The following is a 23,949-nucleotide window of genomic DNA, read 5'->3' on the forward strand; positions in this document are numbered from 1 at the left end:
CAGATTTTACCCCGTCGATGGCTGTCGGGCAGTTACTGCGGGGTCAATGCAGCGTTTTCTTTATTCTTTCCCTGCGCGACAAACTTTTCCCCTTCGGGGGAAAGATGACAGATATCACTGACGCGTAGATTTGCCCTTGGCGATATTGTCGCAGCCGGCTATTGCTGCAAAACGCGCCACGGGTAATCAACAATAATTCAACGCACAGAGACGCTGTTTGCCGCCTTTCGGGCAGCGATCTTCGAGCCTGTAGATGCCAGTCGGCCGCGAGCAGACATTTCGCCCAGTACAGCCTAATCCTTCGCATTGCGCACCTACGCACAGGCAGGGCTGCTCCGGTCACATGGAATGACACTTCGCAGGTGAACATGAACAAGGTCTTTAGAATTATCTGGAACCGCACCCTTGGGCGTCAGGTGGTGGCTTCCGAAGCGGCGCGATCCCAGGGAAAGTCCGGCGCTGAACGTCTTCAGGCTCTCCCAAGGGTAGGGAGTCAGGTCTCTTCTTCACCAGCAGGGCTTCGCCCGCTGAGAGTGGCAATAGGGTTACTGGCCGTCGGCGCGGCGGTGCCCACCGTCAGCGCCCAGGATGCCGCTTTCGATAACCTAACGGTCAGCGGCGACGCAATTCTCAGCGCCCTGCAGGTCAGCGGTGCCGCCACGTTCGACGGTGCCGCCACGTTCAATGATTCCCTTACCGTAGGGGGGGTGAACGTCGCCAACGCCATCAGCGCCAATGCGAGCGCCATCAGCACCAATGCGAGCGATATCAGCGCCAATGCGAGTGCCATCAGCACCAATACGAGCGATATCAGCACCAATACGAGCGATATCAGCACCAATACGAGTGCCATCAGCACCAATACGAGCAATATCAGCACCAATGCGAACAATATCTCGGCACTTGATGGCCGAGTCACTGCCGCAAGCGCCGGCTGGGATATCAGCGCGGAAGGGGGGGCGGAAGAAAATGTCGCCCCCGGCGGCGCGGTCGACTTCAGCGGTGACGGCAATATCGAGGTCGGGCGCAGCGGCACCGACCTGACCTTCGGCCTGGCCGACGAGGTGGAGGTGGCCGGTAGCCTGAGCGTCACCGGCGGGCCCAGCATCACCGCCGCCGGTATCGATGCCGGCGGTAAGGCAATCACCAACGTGGCCGCCGGCAACCTGACGGCGACCAGCAGCGATGTGGTCATCGGTAGCCAGATCTACGACCTGTTTATCGAAGAAGGCGCCGGCGGGGTGCGCTACTTCCGTGCGCTCTCGGCGCAGCCCGACTCCCAGGCCCTGGGGGCCGAGTCGATCGCCATCGGTCCAAACAGCGTGGCAGCGGGAGACAGCAGCCTGGCCGCCGGTGACGGTGCCAGCATCACCGCCACCGGCGAGGGCGCGATCGCCCTGGGGCAGGGCGCCAGTGCCGGAGGCGACCCGCTCGGCGGCGCCGGCGCGATTGCCGTCGGCCGCGATAGCGTGGCCGGTGCCAATAGCGCCGTGGCGCTGGGGGTTGCGGCCCAGGCGACGGCAGGCAACGCCACCGCCGTGGGCGCCGGTGCGGCGGCCTCGGGGGGCGGAAGCATCGCCCTCGGCAAGGCCGATGCCACCGGGAGTAACGCCTTCGCCGCCGGTACTGGCGCCTACGCGGGCTCGCCGGGCGGCATCGCGCTGGGCACCGGCGCCGGCGTTGGCACCGATGGCACCTCGGGCGGAGACAGGACCCATCATATCGCCATCGGCACCGAGGCCGGGCGGAACGTGGTTGGTAACCAGACCACGGCAATCGGCTACTCGGCGGGCTCCGATATCACCGGTGACCATAACGTGGCCGTCGGCAGTCACGCCGGCCAGAACCTCCAGGGCGACTTCAACGTGGCGATCGGCCACGAGGCGAATCGCAACGCGGGCGTCGTGGAACGCGCCACCGCCGTCGGGGGGCAGACCCAGGCGGGGAGAAATGGTGTCTCGGTTGGCTACGGCGCCACTTCCGAGGATAGCGGCGTGGCACTGGGTGCCAACACGAGCGCCGACAACCTGGGCGTGGCGCTCGGGCGCAACGCCACGGCCGAGGGCGGCAGCGTGGCCCTGGGCAGCGGCTCCGCCGCGCGCAGTACCGATGCGGCGGGAACAGGCTACCTGACCGGGAGCGACTTCACCGATGGCACGGTGGTTTCGGTGGGCAATACCAATCCGTCCGGCGTGCGTACCACGCGGCGTATCGTCAATGTCGCCGACGGCTCTCAGGCCTACGATGCCGTCAACGTAGGCCAGCTGAAGGGGGCGCAGCAGTCGGTTGCCAACCTCGTCGGCGGTAACGTCACCCTGGGGGCGAATGGCAGCTTCGAAGGGTATGTCGTCGAGCTGCAAGACAGCAGCGGCACCAGCCATCAGTACGCCACGGTCGCCGAGGCCATCAACGCGGTATCGAGCGGAAGCATCAACGTTCTGCCGGGTGACGCCGTGATCTACAACCCCGACGGCACCGTCACGGTGGCCGAGGGTGTGGTCGGTACCGATGCGGTCAACGTCGAACAGCTCAACAGAGTCGTGGCCGAAAACGGGGTCAAGTACTTCAGCGTCAACTCCAGCGAGCCGGCCAACCGCGATAACGCCGAGGCCAGCGGCACCGATGCCATCGCGATCGGCCCCGCCACCAGCGCCGATGGGGCCTCGTCGCTGGCGGCGGGTCATCTGGCCCATTCGGCGGGCGACGAGAGCGTGGCACTCGGCCATAGGGTCGAGGCGCTGGGTAATGAATCCACCGCTATCGGCAGCGAGAGTGATGCCTACGGCGATGGCGGTGTGGCGATCGGCCTGCAGGCCAAGAGCCAGGGCGAAAACTCCATCGTCATGGGCACCCGCGCCCAGGCGGATCCCAAGACCACCGATGCCACGGTGGACAATGCCGTGGTGATCGGCACCGACGCCGAAGCCACGGCGGATAACGGCATCGCCATCGGCGAAAGCGCCTTGGCATCGGAGGTCCGCGCCGTGGCGCAGGGCTTCGATGCCCATGCCACCGCCGATGACGCCATGGCCTTCGGCAGCAACTCCCGTGCGAGTGGCACCAGCGCCCAGGCCAGCGGTACCAATGCCAGTGCCAGCGGTACCAATGCCCAGGCCAGCGGCACCAACGCCAGCGCCAGTGGCCTCAATGCCCAGGCCAGTGGCACCGACTCCATTGGTTATGCCACCGATGGCATCGCCATGGGCACCGGAGCGGTGGCTGGCATCAATGACCCCTTCAATCAAGAGCCGGAGCGCAATGCCGCGGGTATCGCGATCGGCAAGCAGTCCCTGGCGGACGAGCAGCATGCGCTGGCATTGGGTGTCGAGGCTGAAGCGCGTGCGGCATCTTCCACCGCGATAGGCGATGGTGCTGAAGCGACAGCCACGGCTCAGGACGGCCTGGCCGTCGGCTCTGGTGCGCGGGTGACCGCACAAAATGCCGCCGCCTTTGGCCAGAGCGCCGAAGCCGTGGCCGGCGAGGCCCTGGCCATGGGCTCCGCTGCCCGTGCCGCCGCACAGGGCGCTACGGCGATCGGCGAGGGGGCCCAGGCCAACCACCAGGGCTCGGTAGCGCTGGGCAGCGGCGCCGTCACCGCGGAAGCGGTCGGCACCTCTAGCATGACCGTCGACAAGAACACCTACGACTTCGCGGGCATCAGCCCCGTGGCGACAGTCAGCGTCGGCACGGCAGGTGCCGAGCGTACCCTGACCAACGTGGCCGCCGGACGCGTCAGCGCCACCAGCACCGATGCCATCAACGGCAGTCAGCTTTATGGCACCAACCAGGCGGTCAATGCACTGGCCGACAACCTGGATACCGCCGGTGACTCCGTGGCCGGGGTCCTGGGAGGCAATGCCGCCTACGATCCGGATACTCATCAGGTCACCATGAGCAACGTGGGTGGCACCGGGCAGGGTACGGTAGACGAAGCCATCGAATACGCGGCCCAGGGTTGGAATGTCACTGCGAATAACGAGTCCAGTGCCAATATCGCGCCCGGCGGGGCGGTGGATTTCAGCAGCACCGACGGCAATATCGCCATCAACCGCACCGGCACCAACCTGACCTTTGATCTGGACGATGATATTGAGATTGGTAACAGAGTGACCGTTGGCGGAACCGTGATCGACGGTGACAGCGTCACGACCAACAACCTGACGGTCGGCGGTGATACCTTTGTCGTGGCTGGGGATACCGTCACCTATGACGGTAACGAGATCGCGACCCAGGCCGACGGCCTGAGCTTTGCCGGCGACACCGGCGGCGCCATCAACAAGACGCTGGGTGACACCACCCCGCTGACGGTTTCCGGTGAGCTGGCGGCGGGCGATGCCTCCAGCGGCGCCAACCTGCGCGTGGATAGCGACGGCAACCAGCTCAATCTGGTGATGGCGCGCAACCTGACCGAGCTGGATAGCGTCACCACCGGCAATAGCGTGCTCAATACCGGTGGCCTGACCGTCGACGACGGTGCCGGCAACATTACCGAGGTCGGCGCCGATGGGCTGACCATTGCCGGTGGGCCGAGTGTGACCACCAGTGGCATCGACGCGGGCGATCTCAAGATCACCGGCGTGGCCGACGGCAGCGTTAACGGCACCAGCAGCGATGCCATCAACGGCAGCCAGCTGTTCGGTGTGGCCGACTCGGTGGGTGATGTGATCGGCGGCAATGCCGTGGTCAATGCCGATGGCAGCGTCACCACCAGCGATATCGGCAACACCGGCGAAGACAACGTACACGACGCCATCGACGTGGTGAATACGGCAGCCAACGCCGGCTGGAACGCCACCGACGCAGCCGGCAGCGCGGCCAACATCGGCCCCAACGGCGAGGTGCGCTTCGAAGGCGACAGCAACATCAGCGTGGCGCAGACCGGCGCGGATGATGCGGGCGTGATCGCCGTAGCCCTGAACGAGAACGTCGACCTGGGCGATACCGGCAGCGTCACCACCGGTGATAGCGTGCTCGACACCGATGGCCTGACCGTCGACGACGGCACCGGCAACCGCACCGACCTGGGGGCAGGCAGCCTCAGCGTTGCCGGCGCGGGCACCACCATCGCCATCGATGGTGGTGCGGGTGATATCACCGGGCTGACCAACACCGACCTCGACGGTGCCGACTTCGCCCAGGCGGGTCGCGCGGCCACCGAGGAACAGCTGGACCTGGTCAACCAGACCGCCAATGCCGGCTGGAACCTGACCGGTTCCGGTGTTGATGAAGTCAACATCGGCCCCGACGGGGTGGTGGACTTCCAGGGCGATGGCAACATCAGCGTGGCGCAGACCGGCGCGGATGATGACGGTCAGATCGACATCACCCTGAACCCCGACCTGAATGTAGATAGCGTGACCGCGGGCGATAGCGTGCTCGACACCGATGGCCTGGCGGTGACCGATACCAACGGCAACCAGACCATCACCGGTGCCACCGGCACCACGGTCACCGATGCCGCCGGCAACGAAACCGTGGTCGACGCCAGCGGCGTCACCGTGGGTGACGACGTGACCCTGGGGGATAGTGGCCTGGTGATTGCCGGTGGCCCCAGCGTCACCACCGGCGGCATCGATGCCGGTAATCAGGTGGTCTCCAATGTCGCCAATGGCGTGGCCGACACCGACGCGGTCAACGTCAGCCAGCTGACTGGCCTGGCGGAGACCCCGCTGACCTTTGCTGGCGACAGTGGCACCAACGTCGATCGCAAGCTTGGGGAAACGGTGAACCTGGTGGGCGGCGAGACCGACGCGACCGCCCTGGTCGACGGCAACATCGGCGTGGTCGCCGATGGCAGCGACACCCTGTCGATCCAACTGGCCGAGAACATCGACCTGGGCGAGACCGGCAGCGTCACCACCGGCGACACCGTGATGAACGATGACGGCGTCAGCGTAAATGATGGTGCGGGTAACACCACGGATGTCGGTGCCGGCACGATCAGCGTCGCCGGAGCGGGTAACACCATCGCCATCGATGGTGGTGCGGGCGACATCAGCGGCCTGACCAACACCGACCTCGACGGTGCCGACTTCGCCCAGGTGGGTCGTGCGGCCACCGAGGAGCAGCTGGATCTGGTCAACCAGACCGCCAACGCCGGCTGGAACGCCACCGACGCGGCCGGCAACGCGGCCAACATCGGCCCCGACGGCGAGGTGCGCTTCGAAGGCGACAGCAACATCAGCGTGGCGCAGACCGGCGCGGATGATGCGGGCGTGATCGCAGTGGCCCTCAACGAGGACATCGACCTGGGCGAGACCGGCAGCGTCACCACCGGCGACACCGTGATGAACGACGGCGGCGTCAGCGTGGACGACGGTGCGGGTAACACCACGGATGTCGGTGCCGGCACGATCAACGTCGCTGGTGGTGGCAACACCATCGCCATCGATGGTGGTGCGGGTGATATCACCGGGCTGACCAACACCGACCTCGACGGCACCGACTTCGCCCAGGCGGGTCGCGCGGCCACCGAGGAGCAACTGAACCTGGTCAACCAGACCGCCAACGCCGGCTGGAACCTGAGCGGCTCCGGTGCCAATCAGGTGAACATCGGACCGAACGGCGCGGTGGACTTCCAGGGCGATGGCAACATCAGCGTGGCGCAGACCGGCGCGGATGATGCGGGCGTGATCGCAGTGGCCCTCAACGAGAATCTCGACCTGGGTGAGACCGGCAGCGTCACCACTGGCGATACCGTGGTGAACGACGCTGGCGTCAGCGTGGACGACGGTGCGGGTAACACCACGGATGTCGGTGCCGGCACGATCAACGTCGCTGGTGGTGGCAACACCATCACACTCGATGGCGGTGCGGGCGACATCACCGGGCTGACCAACACCGACCTCGACGGTGCCGACTTCGCCCAGGCGGGTCGCGCGGCCACCGAGGAGCAACTGAACCTGGTCAACCAGACCGCCAACGCCGGCTGGAACCTGAGCGGCTCCGGTGCCAATCAGGTGAACATCGGACCGAACGGCGCGGTGGACTTCCAGGGCGACGGTAATATCAGCGTGGCCCAGAGAGGCGCGGACGATGACGGTCAGATCGACATCACCCTGAACCGCGACCTCGACGTGGATAGCGTCACTGCGGGAGAGGCATCGCTCGACACCGCTGGCCTGGTGGTGAATGACAACACCGCCAATCCGACGGCCACTACCACCGTGGAAGCGGGCACGATCACGCTGGCGGCGAACCCGATTACGGGGCCGGCTAACCAGATCGTGATCGACGCCAACAGCGGCACCATCGGTGGGTTGACCAACACGACCTTCGATCCGAACAGCTTCACCAGCGGACAGGCCGCCACGGAGGACCAGCTCGGTCAGGTCTACACCGTGGCCAACGCTGGCTGGCACGTCTCGGTGGATGGCGAGGGGGTCATGGCCGACGGCAGCAACAACGTCGGTCCCGATGGCGTGGTGGACTTCACCAGCGATGACAACATCGTCATCGACCGCACTGGCACCGACCTGGCATTCGGCCTGGCCGACAGCATCACCCTGGGGGATGGCGATACCGCGATCACCGTGGATGGTGAGAATGGTCTGGTCAGTGTCGGCGATACCATCGTGAGTGGCGCCGGCGTGACGGTGGGCGACGACGTAAGCCTGGACGATGGCGGCCTGACGATCGACGGTGGTCCGAGCGTGACCGTGGGTGGCATCGATGCGGGCGGTCAGGTGGTGACCAACGTCGCTGCGGGCGAGGTCAGTTCGACCAGCACCGATGCCATCAACGGTAGCCAGCTGTATGAGGTACAGCAGGTCGCCAACGCCGGCTGGAACCTGAGCGGTTCCGGTGCGGATGCGGTGAACATCGGACCCAACGGCGCGGTGGACTTCCGGGGTGATTCGAACATCACGGTGTCCCAGACCGGGATGGATCAGAGTGGCGTGATCGAAGTGGAGCTCAACGATGCCATTATCCTGGGAGCGGGCGATACCGCGGTCACCGTGGATGGTGAAAACGGCCTGGTGAGCGTCGGGGATACCGTCATGGATGGCGACGGCGTGAGCATCGGCGACAGCGTGAGCCTGGACGGCAGCGGCCTGGTGATCGCAGGGGGGCCGAGCGTGACCATCGGCGGCATCGATGCCGGTGGCCTGCAGGTCACCAATGTCGCCAGTGGCCTGGGTGGCCAGACGCTGGACCAGATCAGCGGTAGTGACCTGATGAATGCCGTCAACGTGGGCGATCTCCAGCAGGTCGCCGGCGAGATTGGCCAGGATGTTGCCGCGGCCAAGACCGAGGTCGAGGCGGGAAGCAATATCACTGTCAGCCAGACCACCGGCGACGATGGGCAAACCATCTACACCGTGGAGACCGAGCGTGATGTGGACTTCGACAGCATCAATGTCGGCTCGGTCAACATCGACAAGGACAACGTCGATGAGAATGGCAACACCATCATCGCCGGCGTGGGGCGTGGAGAAATCAGCGCCGATAGCACCGATGCGGTCAACGGTAGCCAGCTGCATGAAGTGCAGGAGGAGCTTGGCGATATCAACGGCGCGCTCGATGGCGGCATGAACTTCGCTGCCGATGAGGGCGACGATGTGAACCGCACGCTGGGCGATACCGTGGCGATCACCGGCGACGACAACATCACCACGCAGACGACAGGGGACGGGGTTCAGGTGACGCTGAACAACGAACTCAACGTCGATAGCGTGACGACCGGAAAGACCACGGTCAGTGATGCCGGCGTGACGATCGCAGGCGGCCCCAGCATGACCGCCGACGGTATCGACGGTGGTGGCAAGCGGATTACCAATGTGGCCGCGGGTGTCGATGCGACCGATGCGGTGAACGTCGGGCAGATGCAGGAGCTCAATCAGCGCTTCGCGCAAGAGATCCACAATGTCCATGGCCGTATCAGCGACGTGGAAAGGAATGCCAATGCCGGTACGGCCAGTGCCCTGGCGGCCTCGACCGTGCCCCAGGCCTGGCTGCCGGGCAAGAGCATGGTCGGTGTCGGTGCCGGTACCTACGAGGGAGAGTCCGCTATCTCCGTGGGGATTTCGCGCCTTTCGGACAATGGTCGCTGGGTCATTCAGGGCAAGGTGACCGGTGATTCTCAAAGCAACTTCGGCGCTGGCATCGGTGCTGGCTGGCACTGGTAAGGAGACGAACGTGAAAGTATGGAGCTCAGACGCAATGCGCAAGGCGGCCCTCGGGGCCGCCGGTATCGCCGGTGTCGTGCTGGTGGCGGGGTGCGCCGCGCCGCCGAATAACGACCGCGCGGAGATTCGCGAGGCGGGAGATGGATTTCCTGCGCTGGATGACAACTGGTATGACGGTGGCCGTTTCGTCGATCCTCGGAACATCCTGCGCATCAAGGAAGGCCAGTCCAAGGACCAGGTGCGCCAGCTGATCGGTAACCCTCACTACAGTGAGGGGTTCTTCGGCGTGCGCGAGTGGAACTACGTCTTCAACCTCTATACGGGGGAAGAGGGCGGGGACTACATCACCTGCCAGTACCAGGTCGAATTCGATGACGAGATGGCGCTGGAAAGCAGCCGCTGGCGTGAGGCGCAGTGCCCGGCACTGCTGGCTCCGGTCGAGCGCAAGGAGGACCAGACGCTGGTGCTTTCCGGCGACGTGCTGTTCGACTTCGACAGCGACCGGCTGACGCTGGAAGGTCGCCGTGCCCTGGAGCGGGTGGCGCAGTCGGCGCTCAGTGAGTTCGAGGCTCCCGGCATGTTGATCACGGGCTACACGGACCGCTTCGGTAGCGCGACCTACAACCAGGCGCTTTCGCAATCACGGGCCGATACCGTGGCCGACTATCTCGCCACTCAGGGAGTCGCCCGTGGCGATATTCGCACCGCGGGGCGCGGGGAGGCCGATCCGGTGGTGGAGTGCGCCGGTGCCACGGCGACGCCGAGTGTCACCGAATGCCTGCGGCCCAACCGCCGGGTAGAGATCACCATCAGCGAGGTGGCAGAAGGATAACGCGAGTCACCATCTGGTCGAGCAACGCCTCGTGAAAGCGGGTGTTGTCAGTATCCGGACCCGGCATGCCTGAGCATGCCGGGTTTCTCCTTGAGGGTAGTGAATTCATGAGAATGAAGGTTTGGTTGGGCGTGTTGCTGCTGAGTGGCAGCGCCCAGGTATATGCCGATTACGAGACGGGCCTGGCCGAGTTCCGGCAGGGCAATTTCGCCTCTGCCGTGCATGAGTGGAGAGAGGCCGCGGAGCAGGGCGAGGGCCAGTCGCAGTTTGCGTTGGGACAGATGTTCGAGAACGGCTCTGGTGTGCGCGCAAGCCAGGATGAGGCCTACAAGTGGTATCGCCTCGCGGCCGGCAGCGGCAGCGTGGAAGCGCAGGTCAAGCTTGCCCAGTGGTACCTGGCCGAGCGAGTGGAGGGGCGAGGGGTGCAAGACGCCATCGAGTGGCTGCAGCGAGCGGCCGACTCCGGGCATGCCGGCGCCCAGTTCCAGATGGGGCTGATGACCCTGGAGGGGGTCGGGCTCGAGCAGGACGAGGCCAGGGCGGCGCGCTGGTTTCAACTGGCGGCAGAGCAGGGCCATGCCCCTTCCCGGAACAACCTGGGCAGTCTCTACGAGAACGGGCGAGGGGTGGAGCAGGACTATGCGCGTGCCTTCGCGCTGTTCGGCCAGGCGGCCAGGCAGGGCGATGCCATGGCGCAGAGCAATCTGGGCGCCCTGTATGCCCGGGGGCGTGGCGTGGAGCCAAACCATGCCTGGGCCGTGTTCTGGTTCACCATGGCGGCAGGTAACGGCAACGAGGTGGCCCGGAATAACATCGCCGCAAGCCTCCCGAACCTGCGGGAGCAGGAGATCGCCGGCAGCCGCGTGAACATTCGACAGGGGCCCAGTACCCAGCACGAGCGCGTGGCTCAGCTGGAGCGGGGCGACAGGGTCCATGTGCTGGGTGAAGGCGACGGCTGGAGCCAGGTCTATTTCGAGGCGGCTGACCGCCCGACCCTGGGCTGGGTGGCTTCTCGGCTGATCCAGTAGTGGATGAGGCGGGACGGCTGGCCGAAGCGTTGTGGCGGAGTTAGATCATGGCGGTCGCCCCGCCATCCACCAGCAGGGTGTCGCCGGAGATGAAGGTATTCTCCGCCGAGACCAGGAAGGCAACGGCGCGGGCGACCTCCTGGGCCTCGGCCACTCGGCCCAGGGGGGTGGCGGCCTGCCAGCGACGCCGGGATTCCGAGGCCGCATCCTGCATGCCGGCGCTCACCGGCCCGGGCGCCACGGCGTTGACGAGAATGTTGCGTGGCCCAAGCTCCACGGCCAGCGCCCGGGTCAGGGCCAGGATGGCGCCCTTGCTCATGGCATAGGCGCTGCGTTCGGGGCCGGTGCGCAGGCCATGGGCCGAGGCCACATTGACGATGCGGCCGCCCCGTGGCATCAGCGTCACCGCCTGTTGCAGTGCCAGGAAGGGCCCCGTCACATTGATGGCCATGACTCGCTCCAGGTCCTCCAGGGCGGTGTCCGTGAAGCCGGCGCGGTGGATCACCCCCGCCGCATTGACGCAGGCGTCCAGGCATGCTGCCTGCTCGCCGAGCGTGGCGAAGGCGGCGGTGATGGTGCCGGGATGGCGGAAGTCACAGGCCAGAACGGAAGCCTGGTCGGGCCAGCGCCTGGCCAGCGACATGAGCGCGTCATGGCGTTCGGGAAGGTCCAGCAGCCAGACCCGATGGCCGGCAGCGAGCAGGTTGTCGGCAATCGCGCTGCCGATGCCGCCGGCGGCGCCGAGCAGGGCTACACGGTATGTCAACATGGGGGATGGTTCCTCGGGTGGGCGAACGGCATTATAGTGATTGCTGAATTACACAGTCACAACATGATGAATGCTGGACCACCCTGGGAGATAACGATGCCCCGCTTTACCCGCACCCTGCTGGCCTCCACCACGGCGATCCTGATGGGCGCCATGGCCCTCCAGGCCCAGGCCGAAACCCGTGTGACCTACAAGTCGGCGTCCGCCGGTACCGCCTATTATCAGATGGGGGTCGAGCTGGCCGAGGCCATTCGCGAGGGCACCGATGGTGACGTGGTGGTGACCCTCGAGGAGAGCCAAGGCTCGGTACAGAACGTTATGGAAGTGATGGCGCGTCAGGGCAACTATGTGTTCACCACCCCGCCGGGGCTGGTGAAGCGTGCCCTGGAGGGGACTGGCCCCTTCGCCGAGCGACAGAACCCACGTTTCGCGGAAATTCGCGGCCTGTTTCCGATCCCGGCCATTACCATGCACTTCGTACTGGCCGATGAGCAGGGCAGTGATGGGGGCGTTGTTGATCTCGATGCCCTGGAAGGCAAGGAGATCCTGATCGGTCAGGGCACTTTCGGGGCCCGTGAGGCTCAGCGCTACCTGGAGCTGTTCGAGCTGATCGACAAGGTGGAGGTTGCCAATGCCAGCATCGGCAGCGGCCCGGACGCCCTGAAGAATGGCCAGATCGATGCCTTCGTGACCGCCAGCTCCTTCCCCACCCCCAATGTGATCGAGACGGCGGCCAGCATGCCGATCAGCCTGGTCAGCCTGAGCGATGCGCAGATCGAGCAGACCGGGGCCGCGCGTCAGACCATCCCGGCGGGAACCTATGCCGGCATCGACGAGGACGTGTCGACCACCTCGCTGCCGGTCATTGCCTACACCACCAGCGCCATGGACGACGATACCGCCTACGCCTTGACCCGTACCTTCTGGGAGCGCCGCGATGCGATGGCGGAGGAGGCCGCCTGGTGGGGCAGCATCACTCACGACATGGTGGGCAATATCGTCGGCACCCTCCACCCGGGGGCTATGCGCTACTACGACGAGGCCGGTATCGAGATCCCCGACGAGCTGCGCTGATGTCACAGACTCATTCATCAACCCCTCCACCAACTCCATCGCCGGCCGTGGCCGGCGATGTCACGTCGGCTCGTCCGTCCCCGGCCTGGGTGGGTCTCGGGGCCATCAGCGTCATCTTTCATCTGGGGCTGATCTTCTATGGGTTGGCGCCGGCGCTTATCAGTCGGCCGATCCATATGGCCCTGGCGCTGCCCTGGATCCTGATCTTCATGGCACGCACGCCCTTCGAGCGTGTCAGCGGCTGGGTGTTGACCGGGCTGGGGATGGCGGCCTGCGGGTTTATCGTCATCAATCATGATGCCCTGTTGCAGCAGTACGGGTTTATCGACACCCCGTTGCAGATGGCCATCGGTGCCTTCCTGGTGCTGCTGGCCCTGGAGGCGGCACGCCGTGCCATCGGCTGGCCATTGCCGCTGGTCGCACTCGTGGCGCTTTGCTATGGGCTGTTCGGTGATCTGATACCCGGCCAGTTCGGGCATCCCGGGATGCCGCTGCCGAGCTTCATGGGCACCCTGACCATCTCCGAAGGGGGGCTGTGGGGGTCGCTGACCGGGGTCAGCGTCGGCGTGGTGGCCATCTTCGTGATCTTCGGTGCGGTGCTCAATGCCGGCGAGGCGGGGCGTGGCTTCATGAATCTTGCCGGTGCCATGGCGGGTCGCCTGACCGGGGGGGCCGCCAAGGTGTCGGTAATCTCCTCGGCCCTGATGGGGTCGATCTCCGGCTCGGCCTCGGCCAATGTGGCCTCGACCGGGGCCATCACCATTCCCGGCATGGTGCGTCTGGGCTATCCCCGCTCCCTGGCGGGCGGGGTGGAGGCGGTCGCCTCTTCCGGAGGGCAGATCATGCCGCCGTTGATGGGGGCCGGGGCCTTCGTGATGGTGGAGCTCACCGGTACGCCCTATACCCAGATCATGGCGGCGGCGATGCTGCCGGCGATTCTCTACTTCGCCACCGTGTGGGTGGGCATCAACGCCTACGCGACACGTCACGACCTCAAGCCGCTGGCCGAGAAGGACCGTCCCTCGGGACGCGAGGTAGTGATCACCTCGCTGTTCTTCGCCGTCCCCTTCGTGACCCTGCTGGAGCGCATCTTCGTGGGTGGCTACACGCCCCAGTACGCGGCCAGCCTGGCGATCTTCGCCGGCCTGGCGCTGCTCTTCCTCGACGCCTCCCTGAGCTTTTCGCTGCGAGGTTTCGCCGTTCGGCTGGCGGAGGCGCTGGTCACGGCGGGCCGTCAGGTGGCGGTGATCGGCTCCATTATCATCTGCGCATCGCTGGTGATCGGCGTGCTGGCGATGACCGGGCTGGGGGTCAAGATCACCTCGGGGATCCTGGCCCTCTCCAACGACATGCTGTGGCCGGCGCTGCTGCTGACCGCCCTGGCCTGTCTGGTGCTGGGCATGGAGGTGCCTACCACGGCGGCCTATGTGATCTGTGTCTCTGTTGCCGGTCCGGCGTTGATCTCGCTGGGGCTCGAGCCGCTGCTGGCGCATCTCTTCGTGTTCTGGTTCGCGCTGCTCTCGACCATCACGCCGCCGGTCTGTGGTGGGGTCTTCATCGCCGCCGGCATGGTCGGGGAGAGCTGGCTCAGGGTGGCCTTCAAGGCCATGTCGCTGGGCATCGGGCTCTATCTGATTCCACTGGCCATGGTGGCCAACCCCGAAGTGATCCGGCTGGCGTCCGCCCCTGGGGCGGCGGTGTTCGACATGCTCAAGATCGGCGTAGGCCTGGCGGCCATCTCCTATGGTGTGATCGCACGCCGGGCGGGAGGAGTGCGGCTGCTGCTGGTGATGGCCGGAGCGGTCATCGTGTTCATGATCTAGCGTGTTCAAGGAGATTGGGATGCGTTTCGCCACCCTAGGTCCCGAGGGCAGCAACCATGCGCTGGTGCTTGGGCGCTATCTCGACAAGCACGGCATGCTCGCGAGGGACGCCGATGCCGAAGTGCATCTCTTCGAGGCCTTTCCGGAGGCCTTCGATGCCCTGCTGGATGGTCGCGTCGACCGGGTGCTGCAGTGTAGTGCTCATTTCAGCCATGCCGACTGCGTGGGGCGTACCATGCATCGCGCCTTTCCGGTGGATACCTTCATTGCCGGCAGCCAGCCACTGGCGCTGCTGGCGCGCGCGGAGGTGGCCGCCCCGGTGTCGGTCGGGCTCCAGCCGGCCACGCGTCACTACACGGATCTTTCCACCTTCACCGAGCAGCGCGACTACGCCACCATCGTGGATGTAGCCGATGCATTGCTGGCGGGAGAGATCGATGCCGGCATCTGTCCACGCGAGACGCTGGAGCAGCACTCCCAAGCGCTGCGCCTGGTGGAGGATCTGGGTCCTGCGCTGGATGTCTGGGTGCTCTACGGCACGCGGCCACTGCCCGACAACCACCCGCTGGTCATTGCCTGAGTCACTGGCCTGATGGCCGGCTGCGTGCCAAAATCGTCGGCTGACCTGGACACCGAGCCGCCGGCACAGGCGGCCGCTGAAAGAAGAGAAGAGAACACCATGCCCGAGTATCGTTCCCGCACCACCACCGCCGGCCGCAACATGGCCGGCGCCCGCGCCCTGTGGCGTGCCACCGGCATGAAGGACGACGACTTCCACAAGCCGATCATCGCCGTGGCCAACTCCTTCACCCAGTTCGTGCCGGGGCATGTGCACCTGAAGGACATGGGACAGCTGGTGGCCCGCGAGATCGAGAAGGCCGGCGGGGTGGCCAAGGAGTTCAACACCATCGCCGTGGACGACGGCATCGCCATGGGCCACGACGGCATGCTCTACTCGCTGCCGAGCCGCGATCTGATCGCCGACAGCGTCGAGTACATGGTCAACGCCCACTGTGCCGATGCCCTGGTGTGCATCTCCAACTGCGACAAGATCACCCCGGGAATGCTGATGGCCGCCATGCGCCTCAACGTGCCGGTGATCTTCGTCTCCGGCGGGCCCATGGAGGCCGGCAAGACCAAGCTGCTCGACCATGGCCTGGACCTGGTCGACGCCATGGTGATGGCCGCCGACGACAGCGTCGATGACGAGACCCTGGCCGAGGTGGAGCGCAGTGCCTGTCCCACCTGCGGCTCCTGCTCCGGCATGTTTACCGCCAACTCCATGAACTGCCTGATGGAGGCCTTGGGGCTGGCGCTGCCGGGCAACGGGACCGTGGTGGCCACCCATGCCGACCGTCGTCGCCTGTTCGAGAGCGCCGGTCACCGCATCGTCGAGCTGGCCAAGCGCTATTACGAGGGCGACGAGGCGCACCTGCTGCCCCGTGCCATCGGCGCCAAGGCGGCGTTCAGGAACGCCATGACCCTGGATATCGCCATGGGTGGCTCCACCAACACCATCCTGCACCTGCTGGCCGCCGCCCAGGAGGCCGAGATCGACTTCGACATGACGGATATCGACCGTCTGTCGCGGGAGGTGCCGCAGCTGTGCAAGGTGGCGCCCAATACCCAGAAGTACCATATCGAGGACGTGCACCGGGCCGGTGGCATCATGGCGATACTCGGCGAGCTCGACCGCGCCGGGGTACTGGATACCCGCGTGCCCACCGTCTATGGCGATAGCCTGGCCGAGGCGCTCGAGGAGTGGGACATCATGCGCTCGCCGAGCCCCGAGGTGGTGGAGTTCTTCAAGGCCGGCCCCGGCGGGGTGCCAACCCAGGTGGCCTTCTCGCAGAGCGCTCGCTGGCCGAGCCTCGACGGCGACCGCGCCACCGGCTGTATCCGCGACCTCGAGCATGCCTTCTCCCGAGAGGGTGGTCTGGCCGTGCTCAAGGGCAATATCGCCGTCGACGGCTGCGTGGTGAAGACCGCCGGGGTCGACGAGTCGATCCTGGTCTTCGAGGGGCGCGCCCACGTGGTGGAGTCCCAGGATCAGGCGGTGGAGCATATCCTCGCCGGCCGGGTGAAGGAGGGCGATGTGGTGGTGATCCGCTACGAGGGCCCCAAGGGTGGCCCGGGCATGCAGGAGATGCTCTACCCGACCTCTTACCTCAAGTCCAAGGGACTCGGCAAGGCGTGCGCGCTGCTTACCGATGGCCGTTTCTCCGGGGGTACCTCGGGGCTCTCCATCGGGCATGTCTCACCGGAAGCTGCCGCCGGCGGTGCCATTGGCCTGGTCGAGCAGGGGGATATCATCCAGATCGATATTCCCAACCGTGCGATCAACGTCAAGCTCAGCGATGAGGAGCTGGCCAGTCGCCGTGCGACCATGGAGGCGAAAGGCAATGATGCCTGGAAGCCGGTTATCCAGCGCGACCGCAAGGTCTCCGCGGCGCTCAAGGCCTATGCACTGCTCGCCACCTCCGCCGACAAGGGCGCGGTACGCGATCTGAGCAAGCTCGACTGAACCACCCCCACGACGCCCCGGCCCCGGCCGGGGCGTCGCGTTTCCAGCGAGGAGAGCTGCGATGAAGACCTTAACGCTCGGCGTCGGGCTGGTCGGGTATGGCCTGGCGGGCCAGGTGTTCCACGCCCCCTTGATCAATGCCACCGAGGGCATGCAGCTGGCCGCCGTGGTCAGCTCGGATGCCGACAGGGTTCATGCCGACCTGCCAGGGATGGAAGTGCTGCCCAAGGCGGCGGCGCTGTTCGAGCGGCGTGACATCGATCTGGTGGTCATCGCCACTCCCAACGATACTCATTACCCCCTGGTCAAGGCCGCCCTGGCGGCGGGCAAGCATGTGGTGGTGGACAAGCCCTTTGCGGTGACGCTCTCTGAGGCGCGAATGTTGCGCGCCCAAGCTGACAACGCTGACCGAAGCCTGAGCGTCTTTCATAACCGCCGCTGGGACAGCGATTTCCTGACGCTCAAGGAGCTGATTGATGCGGGCAGCCTGGGGCGAGTGGTATCGCTGGAGTCTCGCTTCGATCGCTTCCGGCCCACGGTGACGGAGCGCTGGCGTGATAATCATCGACCGGGCGCAGGGATCTGGTACGACCTCGGGCCACACCTGCTCGATCAGGTGGTGCAGCTGTTCGGCATGCCGCGGGCGATCCTGTTGGAGCTGGCCACGGTGCGTGACGGCGCCGAAGTGGATGATGACTTCCACTGCCTGCTGGAGTACGACGGACTACGGGTCAGCCTGCAGGCGAGTTCGCTGGTGGCCGACCCTACCCCGCGTTTCCGCGTGCACGGTACCCGTGGCAGCTACGTGAAGTTTGGTCAGGATCCTCAGGAGGCCCACCTGCAGGCGTCACTGGCGGTCATGCCTGGCATGGGCGTGGATCCCGAGCCGGGGCAGCTGAGCCTGGTGGCCGATGAAGAGGATGTGCCAGAGGTGCAGCAGCACCTCAACCTGCCGGGGGACTACCCGGCCTTCTACGCCGGGGTAGTGGAGATGCTGTTGCATGGCGGGCCACCGCCCGTTTCGCTGGAGAGCGCCTTGCAGGTCATGGAGCTGCTGGAGGTGGGGCTGGACAGCTATCGGCAGGCGCGCTGGCTGCGGCTCAAGGAGGGCAACAGCCAGCTTCGTCAGCGCCTGCATCGCCGCTGAATCGCCTCATCGGCGGGCTACCAGATCGCGCCGCCCTCTGCCTCGCTACGCAGGCGGTCCCGGGCGATATAGAGTGCCGCGATGGCCCGGGCCTCATGGAAGTCCTCCCGGGCCAGCAGGGCGGGCAGCTCCTCGAGGGCGTGGGTCTCCACGATCAACGGTTCGGGTTCGTCACCGGGCAGGCGCTTGGGATAGAGATCCGTGGCCAGCAGCACCTGCATGCGATGGCGCATGTAGTTGGGGGCCAGTGACAGCTCCACCAGCGGTTCGATGCGTCGTGCACCGAAGCCGCACTCCTCCATCAGCTCGCGGTTGCCGGCACTGATGATATCCTCTCCCGGGTCGACCAGCCCCTTGGGAAGCGTCAGCACATACTCCTCGAAGCCGGCGGCATACTCGCGGATCAACAGCACGTGCTCGGGGTCGGGCATGGCCACGATCATCACGGCCCCGCTGTCGCTGCCGGTCAGACGCTCGAAGGTGCGCTCCTCGCCATTGGAGAAGCGCAGATCAAGCGATTCGACATGAAAGAGGCGGCTTTTGGCCTCCGAGCGGCGGTCGAGGATGGCGGGCTTCTGCGGCCAGTCAGGCGAAGTCATCGGTGGCTCCGTTTCTGGGTAGGATCTTGCCTGCTACCATATCACCTCCCGCAAACCACGACTCGGACCTCTCATGATTGACTGGCGCGCCATCGATACCGTTCTGCTGGACATGGACGGCACCCTGTTGGACCTGCACTTCGACAGCCACTTCTGGCTCGAGCATCTGCCGCGTCGCTATGTGGAGCTGCATCAACTCGATGAAGCCACCCAGGAGAGGGTGCGAGCAAAGGTCATTGGCGAGCAGGGGACGCTCAACTGGTACAGTCTCGACTACTGGAGCCGCGAGCTCGACGTCGATGTGGTCGCCCTCAAGCGCGAGATTCAACACCTGATCGGCCTGCGCAGCGATGCCCTGGACTTCCTCAGGTGGCTCAAGCAGGCTCACCCCCGGGTCGTGCTGGCCACCAACGCCGACCGCGCCAGTCTGGCACTCAAGCTGCCGCTTACCGGTCTTGAGCCCTACCTGGATGCCATCGTCTCCTCGGCCGACTTCGGTGCGCCCAAGGAGGAGCAGGTGTTCTGGACGCGCCTGCAGGAGGTCGAGCCCTTCGTGCCGGCTCGCACCCTGTTCATCGACGACAACCCACGGGTACTGGAGAGCGCCCGGCAGTTCGGCATTCGTCATCTGTTGGGCATCAAGCAGCCCAACAGTCAGCGGCCCGAACGAGAGCTGGAGGAGTTCATCACCCTGGACACCTTCGCGACCATTCTGCCTGGCAACGAGCCGCCCCTGACCCCTTGAACGGTGGGTGGGCTCGTGGCCGACAGCTAGGAGGATTTCCCATGGATAGTGTCAGGCTTGACAAGTGGCTGTGGGCGGCACGCTTCTTCAAGACCCGCGGCCTGGCCAAGAAGGCCATCGAGGGTGGCAAGGTGCACTACAACGGAGGTCGGGCCAAGACCAGCAAGAACGTTGAGGTCGGCGCCATCGTACGCGTGCCCCAGGGCTGGGATATCTGGGAGGTGGAGGTGATGGCGCTCTCCGACCAGCGGCGCGGCGCCCCCGAGGCGCGCGAACTCTATCGCGAGACCGAGGAGAGTGCCCGCCGCCGTGAGCAGGAGGCCGAGGCGCGACGGCTGACCAATCAGGTCATGCAGCATCCCCTCAAGCGCCCCGACAAGAAGCAGCGTCGCGAGATTCAGCGCTTCCAGCGCAATCAGGGCGAGTAGGGGAGGAGTGCAGATGTTTCGTGGATTAGGCGTTTTTCGTCAGCCATCTGTCCAGCGCATTGGCAAACTCTCGACGGTCGCTGTCGGAGTACCCCTTGGGGCCGCCGGTATGCTCGCCGCTGGCGCGTAGGGTCTCCATGAAATCCCTCATCTGCACTCGCGCACGGATGTTATCGGCGTCGAGTGTCTCGCCACGGGTGGTCATTACCTTCGCGCCGCGCTCGATGGCCTCCATGGCCAGCGGCAGGTCCGAGGTGATCACCAGGTCATCGGCCACCAGACGCTCGACGATCTCGTCATCGGCGGCATCGAAGCCGTGACTGACGGCCAGCGCCTTGACGACCGGTGAGCGGGGCAGGGGCACCGTATGGTTGGCCACGAACCAGGTGGGCGTGGCGGTTCGCTCGGCGGCACGCACGATGATCTCGCGGGCCACCCTGGGGCAGGCATCGGCATCGACCCATAGGCTGGGCATGATATCTCCTCGATGGAACAACGCAGTAAGAGAAAGACCAAAAAGGCTGGCCAGGCTAGGTCGACGATGGTAGCATGCGCCCTCCTCGCATGTGCTGACCCCACCATCATGTACGACGCCATCGTTGGCGGTCATCGACCGAACAGAAGATGGGCGCCGCAACGCCAGGCCCAGCGGCTATCGCTGGACGCCGCAAGCGTTCGAATTGTGTAGATGGAGCGCCAACCGAGATTCCGCCGTTCTGGCGTGATCGGCGCAAACGGTCGCCACAGGGGTTCACTGCCATCACCGATGGCGCTGACCCGATGCCAGGTGCGACCGGCGTCCCCGACTCCGATGTCCCGTGCTGACTGCCATCACTGGCCGCAGCGCGCCTGACCGCTTTTCGCTCGCGTCAGGGACGCCAATGAATTTACGCCGGTGATCCCGGCTTACCAAGGTGTGATCAATGACCTCTTCTTCCGTCGCCTCGCCGAACTTCGGTGATCTTGCCCTGCTGCCTGCTGTTCTCTCTGCCGTCGAGACCCTGGGCTACCAGACCCCCTCGCCGATCCAGATGGAGACCATTCCGGCTCTGCTGGAAGGGCGCGACATGCTGGGCCAGGCCCAGACCGGTACCGGCAAGACCGCGGCCTTCGCCCTGCCGCTTCTCTCGCGTCTCGAACTGACTCGCCGTGAGCCGCAGGTGCTGGTCATGGCGCCGACCCGCGAGCTGGCGCAGCAGGTTGCCGTCTCCTTCAGCCGCTATGGACAGAACCTTCAGGGCCTGGAAGTGGCTACCCTGTGTGGCGGCCAGGAGTATCGCGAGCAGCTGGGTGCGCTGCGGCGTGGCGCCCAGGTCGTCGTGGGTACCCCGGGGCGGATCATTGACCACCTGGATCGCGGCAGCCTCAAGCTTGACGGTCTCAGCGCCCTGGTGCTGGACGAGGCCGACGAGATGCTGCGCATGGGCTTCATCGACGACGTCAAGCGTGTGGTGGCCGACACGCCCAAGGAAGCACAGCGGGTGTTCTTCTCCGCGACCCTGCCCGCCGAGATCGAGCGTATCGTCAACCGCTACCTGGTGGACCCGGTCAAGGTCGCCATCGAGTCGCGTACCACCACCGGCGAGAATATCGAGCAGCGCCTGGTGCGGGTCGACGGCGGTGCCAAGCTGGAGGCGCTCTCTCGCATCCTCGAGGTGGAGCCGGTCGACGGTGCGATCGTTTTCGTGCGTACCCGTGCCGCCTGTACCACCCTGACCGAGCAGCTCTCCGCCCGCGGCCTCAATGTGGCCAGCCTCTCGGGTGATCTGGACCAGAGCCTGCGCGAGCGCACCATTCAGCGTCTCAAGCGCGGCAAGGTCGACGTGCTGATCGCCACCGACGTCGCCGCCCGTGGCCTCGATGTGCCGCGTATCACCCACGTCTTCAACTACGATCTGCCCCAGGACTCCGAGGCCTACACCCACCGCATCGGCCGTACCGGCCGTGCCGGGCGCACCGGTACCTCGATCACCTTCGTCGGCTTCCGTGAGGGCCGTAAGGTGGGCTGGATCGAGCAGGCCACCGGCCAGAAGATGAGCGAGATGGCGGTGCCTGACGAGTCGGCCATCCGCGCGCACCGTGATGAGGCGTTCCATCAGAAGGTGATTGCCGCCCTGACCGCCGGTGCCGAGGAGCAGCAGGCACTGGTTGAGCGTCTGATCGGTGAGGGTTACGACCCCGTCGAGCTGGCCTGTGCCTTCGCCCGCCTGGCGCGTGCCGACGAGGCGCCCATCGGCCGCCTGCAGGCGCCCCGCAAGGAGCGCGCTCCGCGTGATGCCAAGCCGGGCCGTGGTCCGCGTGACCGTGCGCCCAGCGAGGGGATGACCCGCTACCGTGTGTCCGTGGGCCACAAGGACGGCGTCAAGCCCGGCCAGCTGGTCGGTGCCCTGGCCAACGAGGGCGGCATCGAAGGCGCGCGTATCGGACGCATCGACATTCGCAACGCCTTCTCCGTGGTCGAGCTGCCCAGCTCGCTGCCGTCCAGCATTCTGGCCAAGATGGCGCGCGCTCGTGTCGCCGGTCGTCCGCTGGAGATCAGCGAGGATCGTGGTACTCCCGAGCGTGCTCCGCGCCGTCGCAACGATGATGGCCAGGCGCCGATTCGTCGCCAGTCACGCGCGTAACACCTCGGCTGCCGCCCGCCGGGCGGCATTCCACCTCACGACAGGTCGGAGCCCAGCTCCGGCCTGTCGTCGTTAGTGAACTCGATAACTCCGAGCATCGGGAGGATGCATCATGTGGAAGCGTTTGCCGTTTCGCCTGCGCGGCTATCTGATCACGATGAGTGGTGTGCTGTTGCTCTCGCCGGATGCGCTGCTGGTCAAGGACACCGCGGTAGATGTCGCCACCTTCATGTTCTGGCGTGGATTGATGCTGGGTGTGGTGCTGTTGGTGATCGCCGCGGCACGCTACCGCGAGCGCCTGGGACAGGCGGTCCTGGCCTGCGGTCCCGCGGCGCTGTGGTGCCCGCTCGCCTTTGCCGCCAGCGCCTGGGCCTTCGTGGTGGCCACTCGCCTGACCTCGGCGGGCAATGTGCTGGTCATGCTCAATCTGGCGCCTCTGGTGGCCGGGCTGATCGGTCTGATGTTCTTCCGGCAGCGGTTGCGCCGCCAGACCTGGGTGGTGATCGCGATCTGTATTACCGGCGCCAGCCTGATGGCCGCCGGTGAGGTGGGGCAGGGGAGTCTGCTGGGCCTGGCGGTGGCGATGATCGTGCCGGTCTCCATTGCGATCAACACCAGCGTGGCGAGCTCCCGTCCCGGTGCCGGAAAGCGCGGCCTGGATACCACCGTGGTGCTGCCCCTGGGGTGCCTGGCGATGCTGCTGCCCGCGGCGTTGATGGGCGGTGCCCAGCTGCCGGGCGATGATGACATGCAGCGCCTGCTGCTGATGGGAATGCTGCTGCCGCTTGCCTACTTCCTGATCCAGACCGGGGCACGCTACCTGCCCGGTGCCGAGGTCAGCCTGGTAATGCTGCTCGAGACACTGGTCGGTACCCTGCTGGTGTGGTGGTGGGTCGGCGAGGTGCCGGCGCCGCTCGCCTTCGTGGGTGGGGGCATGATCGTCGCCGCCATGCTGATCAGTTCGCTGCGTGACCTCCTGCGTCAGCGCCGCAAGGCTGCCGAGGGGGCTCCGGACACCCGGCGCCTGCGAGACGAGGCCGCGGAAGAGAGCCTCGAGCGCGGTGATCTTGCACCGCCGGTGGGTGAGCGCCACTGAGGCGGCGGCCTCGGGAGCTTGAAGCTGGAAGAGCGCCGTTTCGGCGCTGGAAGCTGAAAGGAAGGGCGCTCTTCGAACCTTCGCCTGTCGTCACCTTGGGCAAGGCGCGACTCGGCGTCAGGGCTAAGTTGG

General features: G+C 65.8%; 15 protein-coding genes and 1 pseudogene. 13 read left to right on the forward strand and 3 right to left on the reverse strand.

The annotated features are described in order from the left end of the window. Positions 1 to 368: 368 nt before the first annotated feature. From Q0894_RS15795 to Q0894_RS14765, 4 genes and pseudogenes are all read left to right on the forward strand, one after another. Positions 369 to 485: pseudogene (locus Q0894_RS15795) on the forward strand (ESPR domain-containing protein); the annotation flags it as partial. 48 nt (positions 486 to 533) lie between these two features. Next, positions 534 to 9,128 (forward strand): YadA-like family protein, encoded by an 8,595-nt coding sequence (locus Q0894_RS14755; protein WP_299236726.1) that lies wholly within the window; start codon positions 534 to 536, stop codon positions 9,126 to 9,128. Positions 9,129 to 9,138: 10 nt separating this feature from the next. After that, positions 9,139 to 9,960, forward strand: a complete 822-nt coding sequence (locus Q0894_RS14760; RefSeq protein ID WP_299236728.1) for an OmpA family protein — start codon at positions 9,139 to 9,141, stop codon at positions 9,958 to 9,960. 107 nt (positions 9,961 to 10,067) lie between these two features. Then, a complete protein-coding gene (locus tag Q0894_RS14765; protein WP_299236730.1) occupies positions 10,068 to 10,988 on the forward strand; it encodes an SH3 domain-containing protein in 921 nt (306 codons plus the stop codon). 40 nt (positions 10,989 to 11,028) lie between these two features. Here Q0894_RS14765 and Q0894_RS14770 read toward each other — a convergent pair whose 3' ends face one another. Further along, positions 11,029 to 11,757, reverse strand: a complete 729-nt coding sequence (locus tag Q0894_RS14770) for an SDR family oxidoreductase (protein ID WP_299236732.1) — start codon at positions 11,755 to 11,757, stop codon at positions 11,029 to 11,031. Between the two features lie 96 nt (positions 11,758 to 11,853). Between Q0894_RS14770 and Q0894_RS14775 the strand changes: the two genes are divergently transcribed. From Q0894_RS14775 to Q0894_RS14795, 5 genes are all read left to right on the forward strand, one after another. After that, positions 11,854 to 12,831 (forward strand): TAXI family TRAP transporter solute-binding subunit, encoded by a 978-nt coding sequence (locus Q0894_RS14775; protein ID WP_299236734.1) that lies wholly within the window; start codon positions 11,854 to 11,856, stop codon positions 12,829 to 12,831. After that, positions 12,831 to 14,654, forward strand: a complete 1,824-nt coding sequence (locus tag Q0894_RS14780) for a TRAP transporter fused permease subunit (protein WP_299236736.1) — start codon at positions 12,831 to 12,833, stop codon at positions 14,652 to 14,654. Before Q0894_RS14775 ends, Q0894_RS14780 begins: the two co-directional genes overlap by 1 nt. A 19-nt stretch (positions 14,655 to 14,673) precedes the next feature. Next, positions 14,674 to 15,234 carry a hypothetical protein gene (locus Q0894_RS14785; protein WP_299236738.1) on the forward strand — a complete coding sequence of 187 codons (561 nt, stop codon included), beginning with the start codon at positions 14,674 to 14,676 and terminating at the stop codon, positions 15,232 to 15,234. 99 nt (positions 15,235 to 15,333) lie between these two features. Next, complete coding sequence (gene ilvD, locus Q0894_RS14790; protein ID WP_299236740.1) at positions 15,334 to 17,178, forward strand: dihydroxy-acid dehydratase; 1,845 nt, start codon at positions 15,334 to 15,336, stop codon at positions 17,176 to 17,178. Positions 17,179 to 17,239: 61 nt separating this feature from the next. Then, entirely contained in the window at positions 17,240 to 18,325 is a 1,086-nt protein-coding gene (locus tag Q0894_RS14795) for an oxidoreductase (protein WP_299236742.1), read from the forward strand. 17 nt (positions 18,326 to 18,342) lie between these two features. Here Q0894_RS14795 and nudE read toward each other — a convergent pair whose 3' ends face one another. Then, positions 18,343 to 18,924: an ADP compounds hydrolase NudE gene (gene nudE, locus Q0894_RS14800; protein WP_132041284.1), complete on the reverse strand. Its 582-nt coding sequence runs from the start codon at positions 18,922 to 18,924 to the stop codon at positions 18,343 to 18,345. A 73-nt stretch (positions 18,925 to 18,997) separates the two neighbouring features. Between nudE and yrfG the strand changes: the two genes are divergently transcribed. Continuing rightward, a complete protein-coding gene (yrfG, locus tag Q0894_RS14805) occupies positions 18,998 to 19,669 on the forward strand; it encodes a GMP/IMP nucleotidase (protein WP_161423348.1) in 672 nt (223 codons plus the stop codon). Between the two features lie 41 nt (positions 19,670 to 19,710). After that, positions 19,711 to 20,097: a ribosome-associated heat shock protein Hsp15 gene (hslR, locus tag Q0894_RS14810; RefSeq protein ID WP_132041286.1), complete on the forward strand. Its 387-nt coding sequence runs from the start codon at positions 19,711 to 19,713 to the stop codon at positions 20,095 to 20,097. A 25-nt stretch (positions 20,098 to 20,122) separates the two neighbouring features. Here the strand turns inward: hslR and Q0894_RS14815 are convergent, their stop codons facing one another. Next, on the reverse strand, positions 20,123 to 20,572 hold the full coding sequence (locus tag Q0894_RS14815) for a YaiI/YqxD family protein (protein ID WP_299236749.1): 450 nt from the start codon (positions 20,570 to 20,572) through the stop codon (positions 20,123 to 20,125). Positions 20,573 to 21,020: 448 nt separating this feature from the next. Between Q0894_RS14815 and Q0894_RS14820 the strand changes: the two genes are divergently transcribed. Both Q0894_RS14820 and Q0894_RS14825 read left to right on the forward strand, forming a co-directional pair. Further along, on the forward strand, positions 21,021 to 22,721 hold the full coding sequence (locus Q0894_RS14820) for a DEAD/DEAH box helicase (protein WP_299236751.1): 1,701 nt from the start codon (positions 21,021 to 21,023) through the stop codon (positions 22,719 to 22,721). Positions 22,722 to 22,833: 112 nt separating this feature from the next. After that, positions 22,834 to 23,817: a DMT family transporter gene (locus Q0894_RS14825; protein ID WP_299236752.1), complete on the forward strand. Its 984-nt coding sequence runs from the start codon at positions 22,834 to 22,836 to the stop codon at positions 23,815 to 23,817. Positions 23,818 to 23,949: the final 132 nt, after the last annotated feature.

The organism is uncultured Halomonas sp. (assembly GCF_947501415.1).
Classification (GTDB): Bacteria; Pseudomonadota; Gammaproteobacteria; order Pseudomonadales; family Halomonadaceae; genus Halomonas.

Bases quoted from the DNA above. Each gene is read 5' to 3' on its own strand.
- nudE (WP_132041284.1), bottom strand. From the start codon at position 18,924: ATGACTTCGCCTGACTGGCCGCAGAAGCCCGCCATCCTCGACCGCCGC.
- Q0894_RS14795 (WP_299236742.1), top strand. From the start codon at position 17,240: ATGAAGACCTTAACGCTCGGCGTCGGGCTGGTCGGGTATGGCCTGGCG.
- hslR (WP_132041286.1), top strand. From the start codon at position 19,711: ATGGATAGTGTCAGGCTTGACAAGTGGCTGTGGGCGGCACGCTTCTTC.
- Q0894_RS14775 (WP_299236734.1), top strand. From the start codon at position 11,854: ATGCCCCGCTTTACCCGCACCCTGCTGGCCTCCACCACGGCGATCCTG.
- yrfG (WP_161423348.1), top strand. From the start codon at position 18,998: ATGATTGACTGGCGCGCCATCGATACCGTTCTGCTGGACATGGACGGC.
- Q0894_RS14820 (WP_299236751.1), top strand. From the start codon at position 21,021: ATGACCTCTTCTTCCGTCGCCTCGCCGAACTTCGGTGATCTTGCCCTG.
- Q0894_RS14815 (WP_299236749.1), bottom strand. From the start codon at position 20,572: ATGCCCAGCCTATGGGTCGATGCCGATGCCTGCCCCAGGGTGGCCCGC.
- Q0894_RS14770 (WP_299236732.1), bottom strand. From the start codon at position 11,757: ATGTTGACATACCGTGTAGCCCTGCTCGGCGCCGCCGGCGGCATCGGC.
- Q0894_RS14785 (WP_299236738.1), top strand. From the start codon at position 14,674: ATGCGTTTCGCCACCCTAGGTCCCGAGGGCAGCAACCATGCGCTGGTG.
- Q0894_RS14780 (WP_299236736.1), top strand. From the start codon at position 12,831: ATGTCACAGACTCATTCATCAACCCCTCCACCAACTCCATCGCCGGCC.
- Q0894_RS14765 (WP_299236730.1), top strand. From the start codon at position 10,068: ATGAGAATGAAGGTTTGGTTGGGCGTGTTGCTGCTGAGTGGCAGCGCC.
- ilvD (WP_299236740.1), top strand. From the start codon at position 15,334: ATGCCCGAGTATCGTTCCCGCACCACCACCGCCGGCCGCAACATGGCC.
- Q0894_RS14825 (WP_299236752.1), top strand. From the start codon at position 22,834: ATGTGGAAGCGTTTGCCGTTTCGCCTGCGCGGCTATCTGATCACGATG.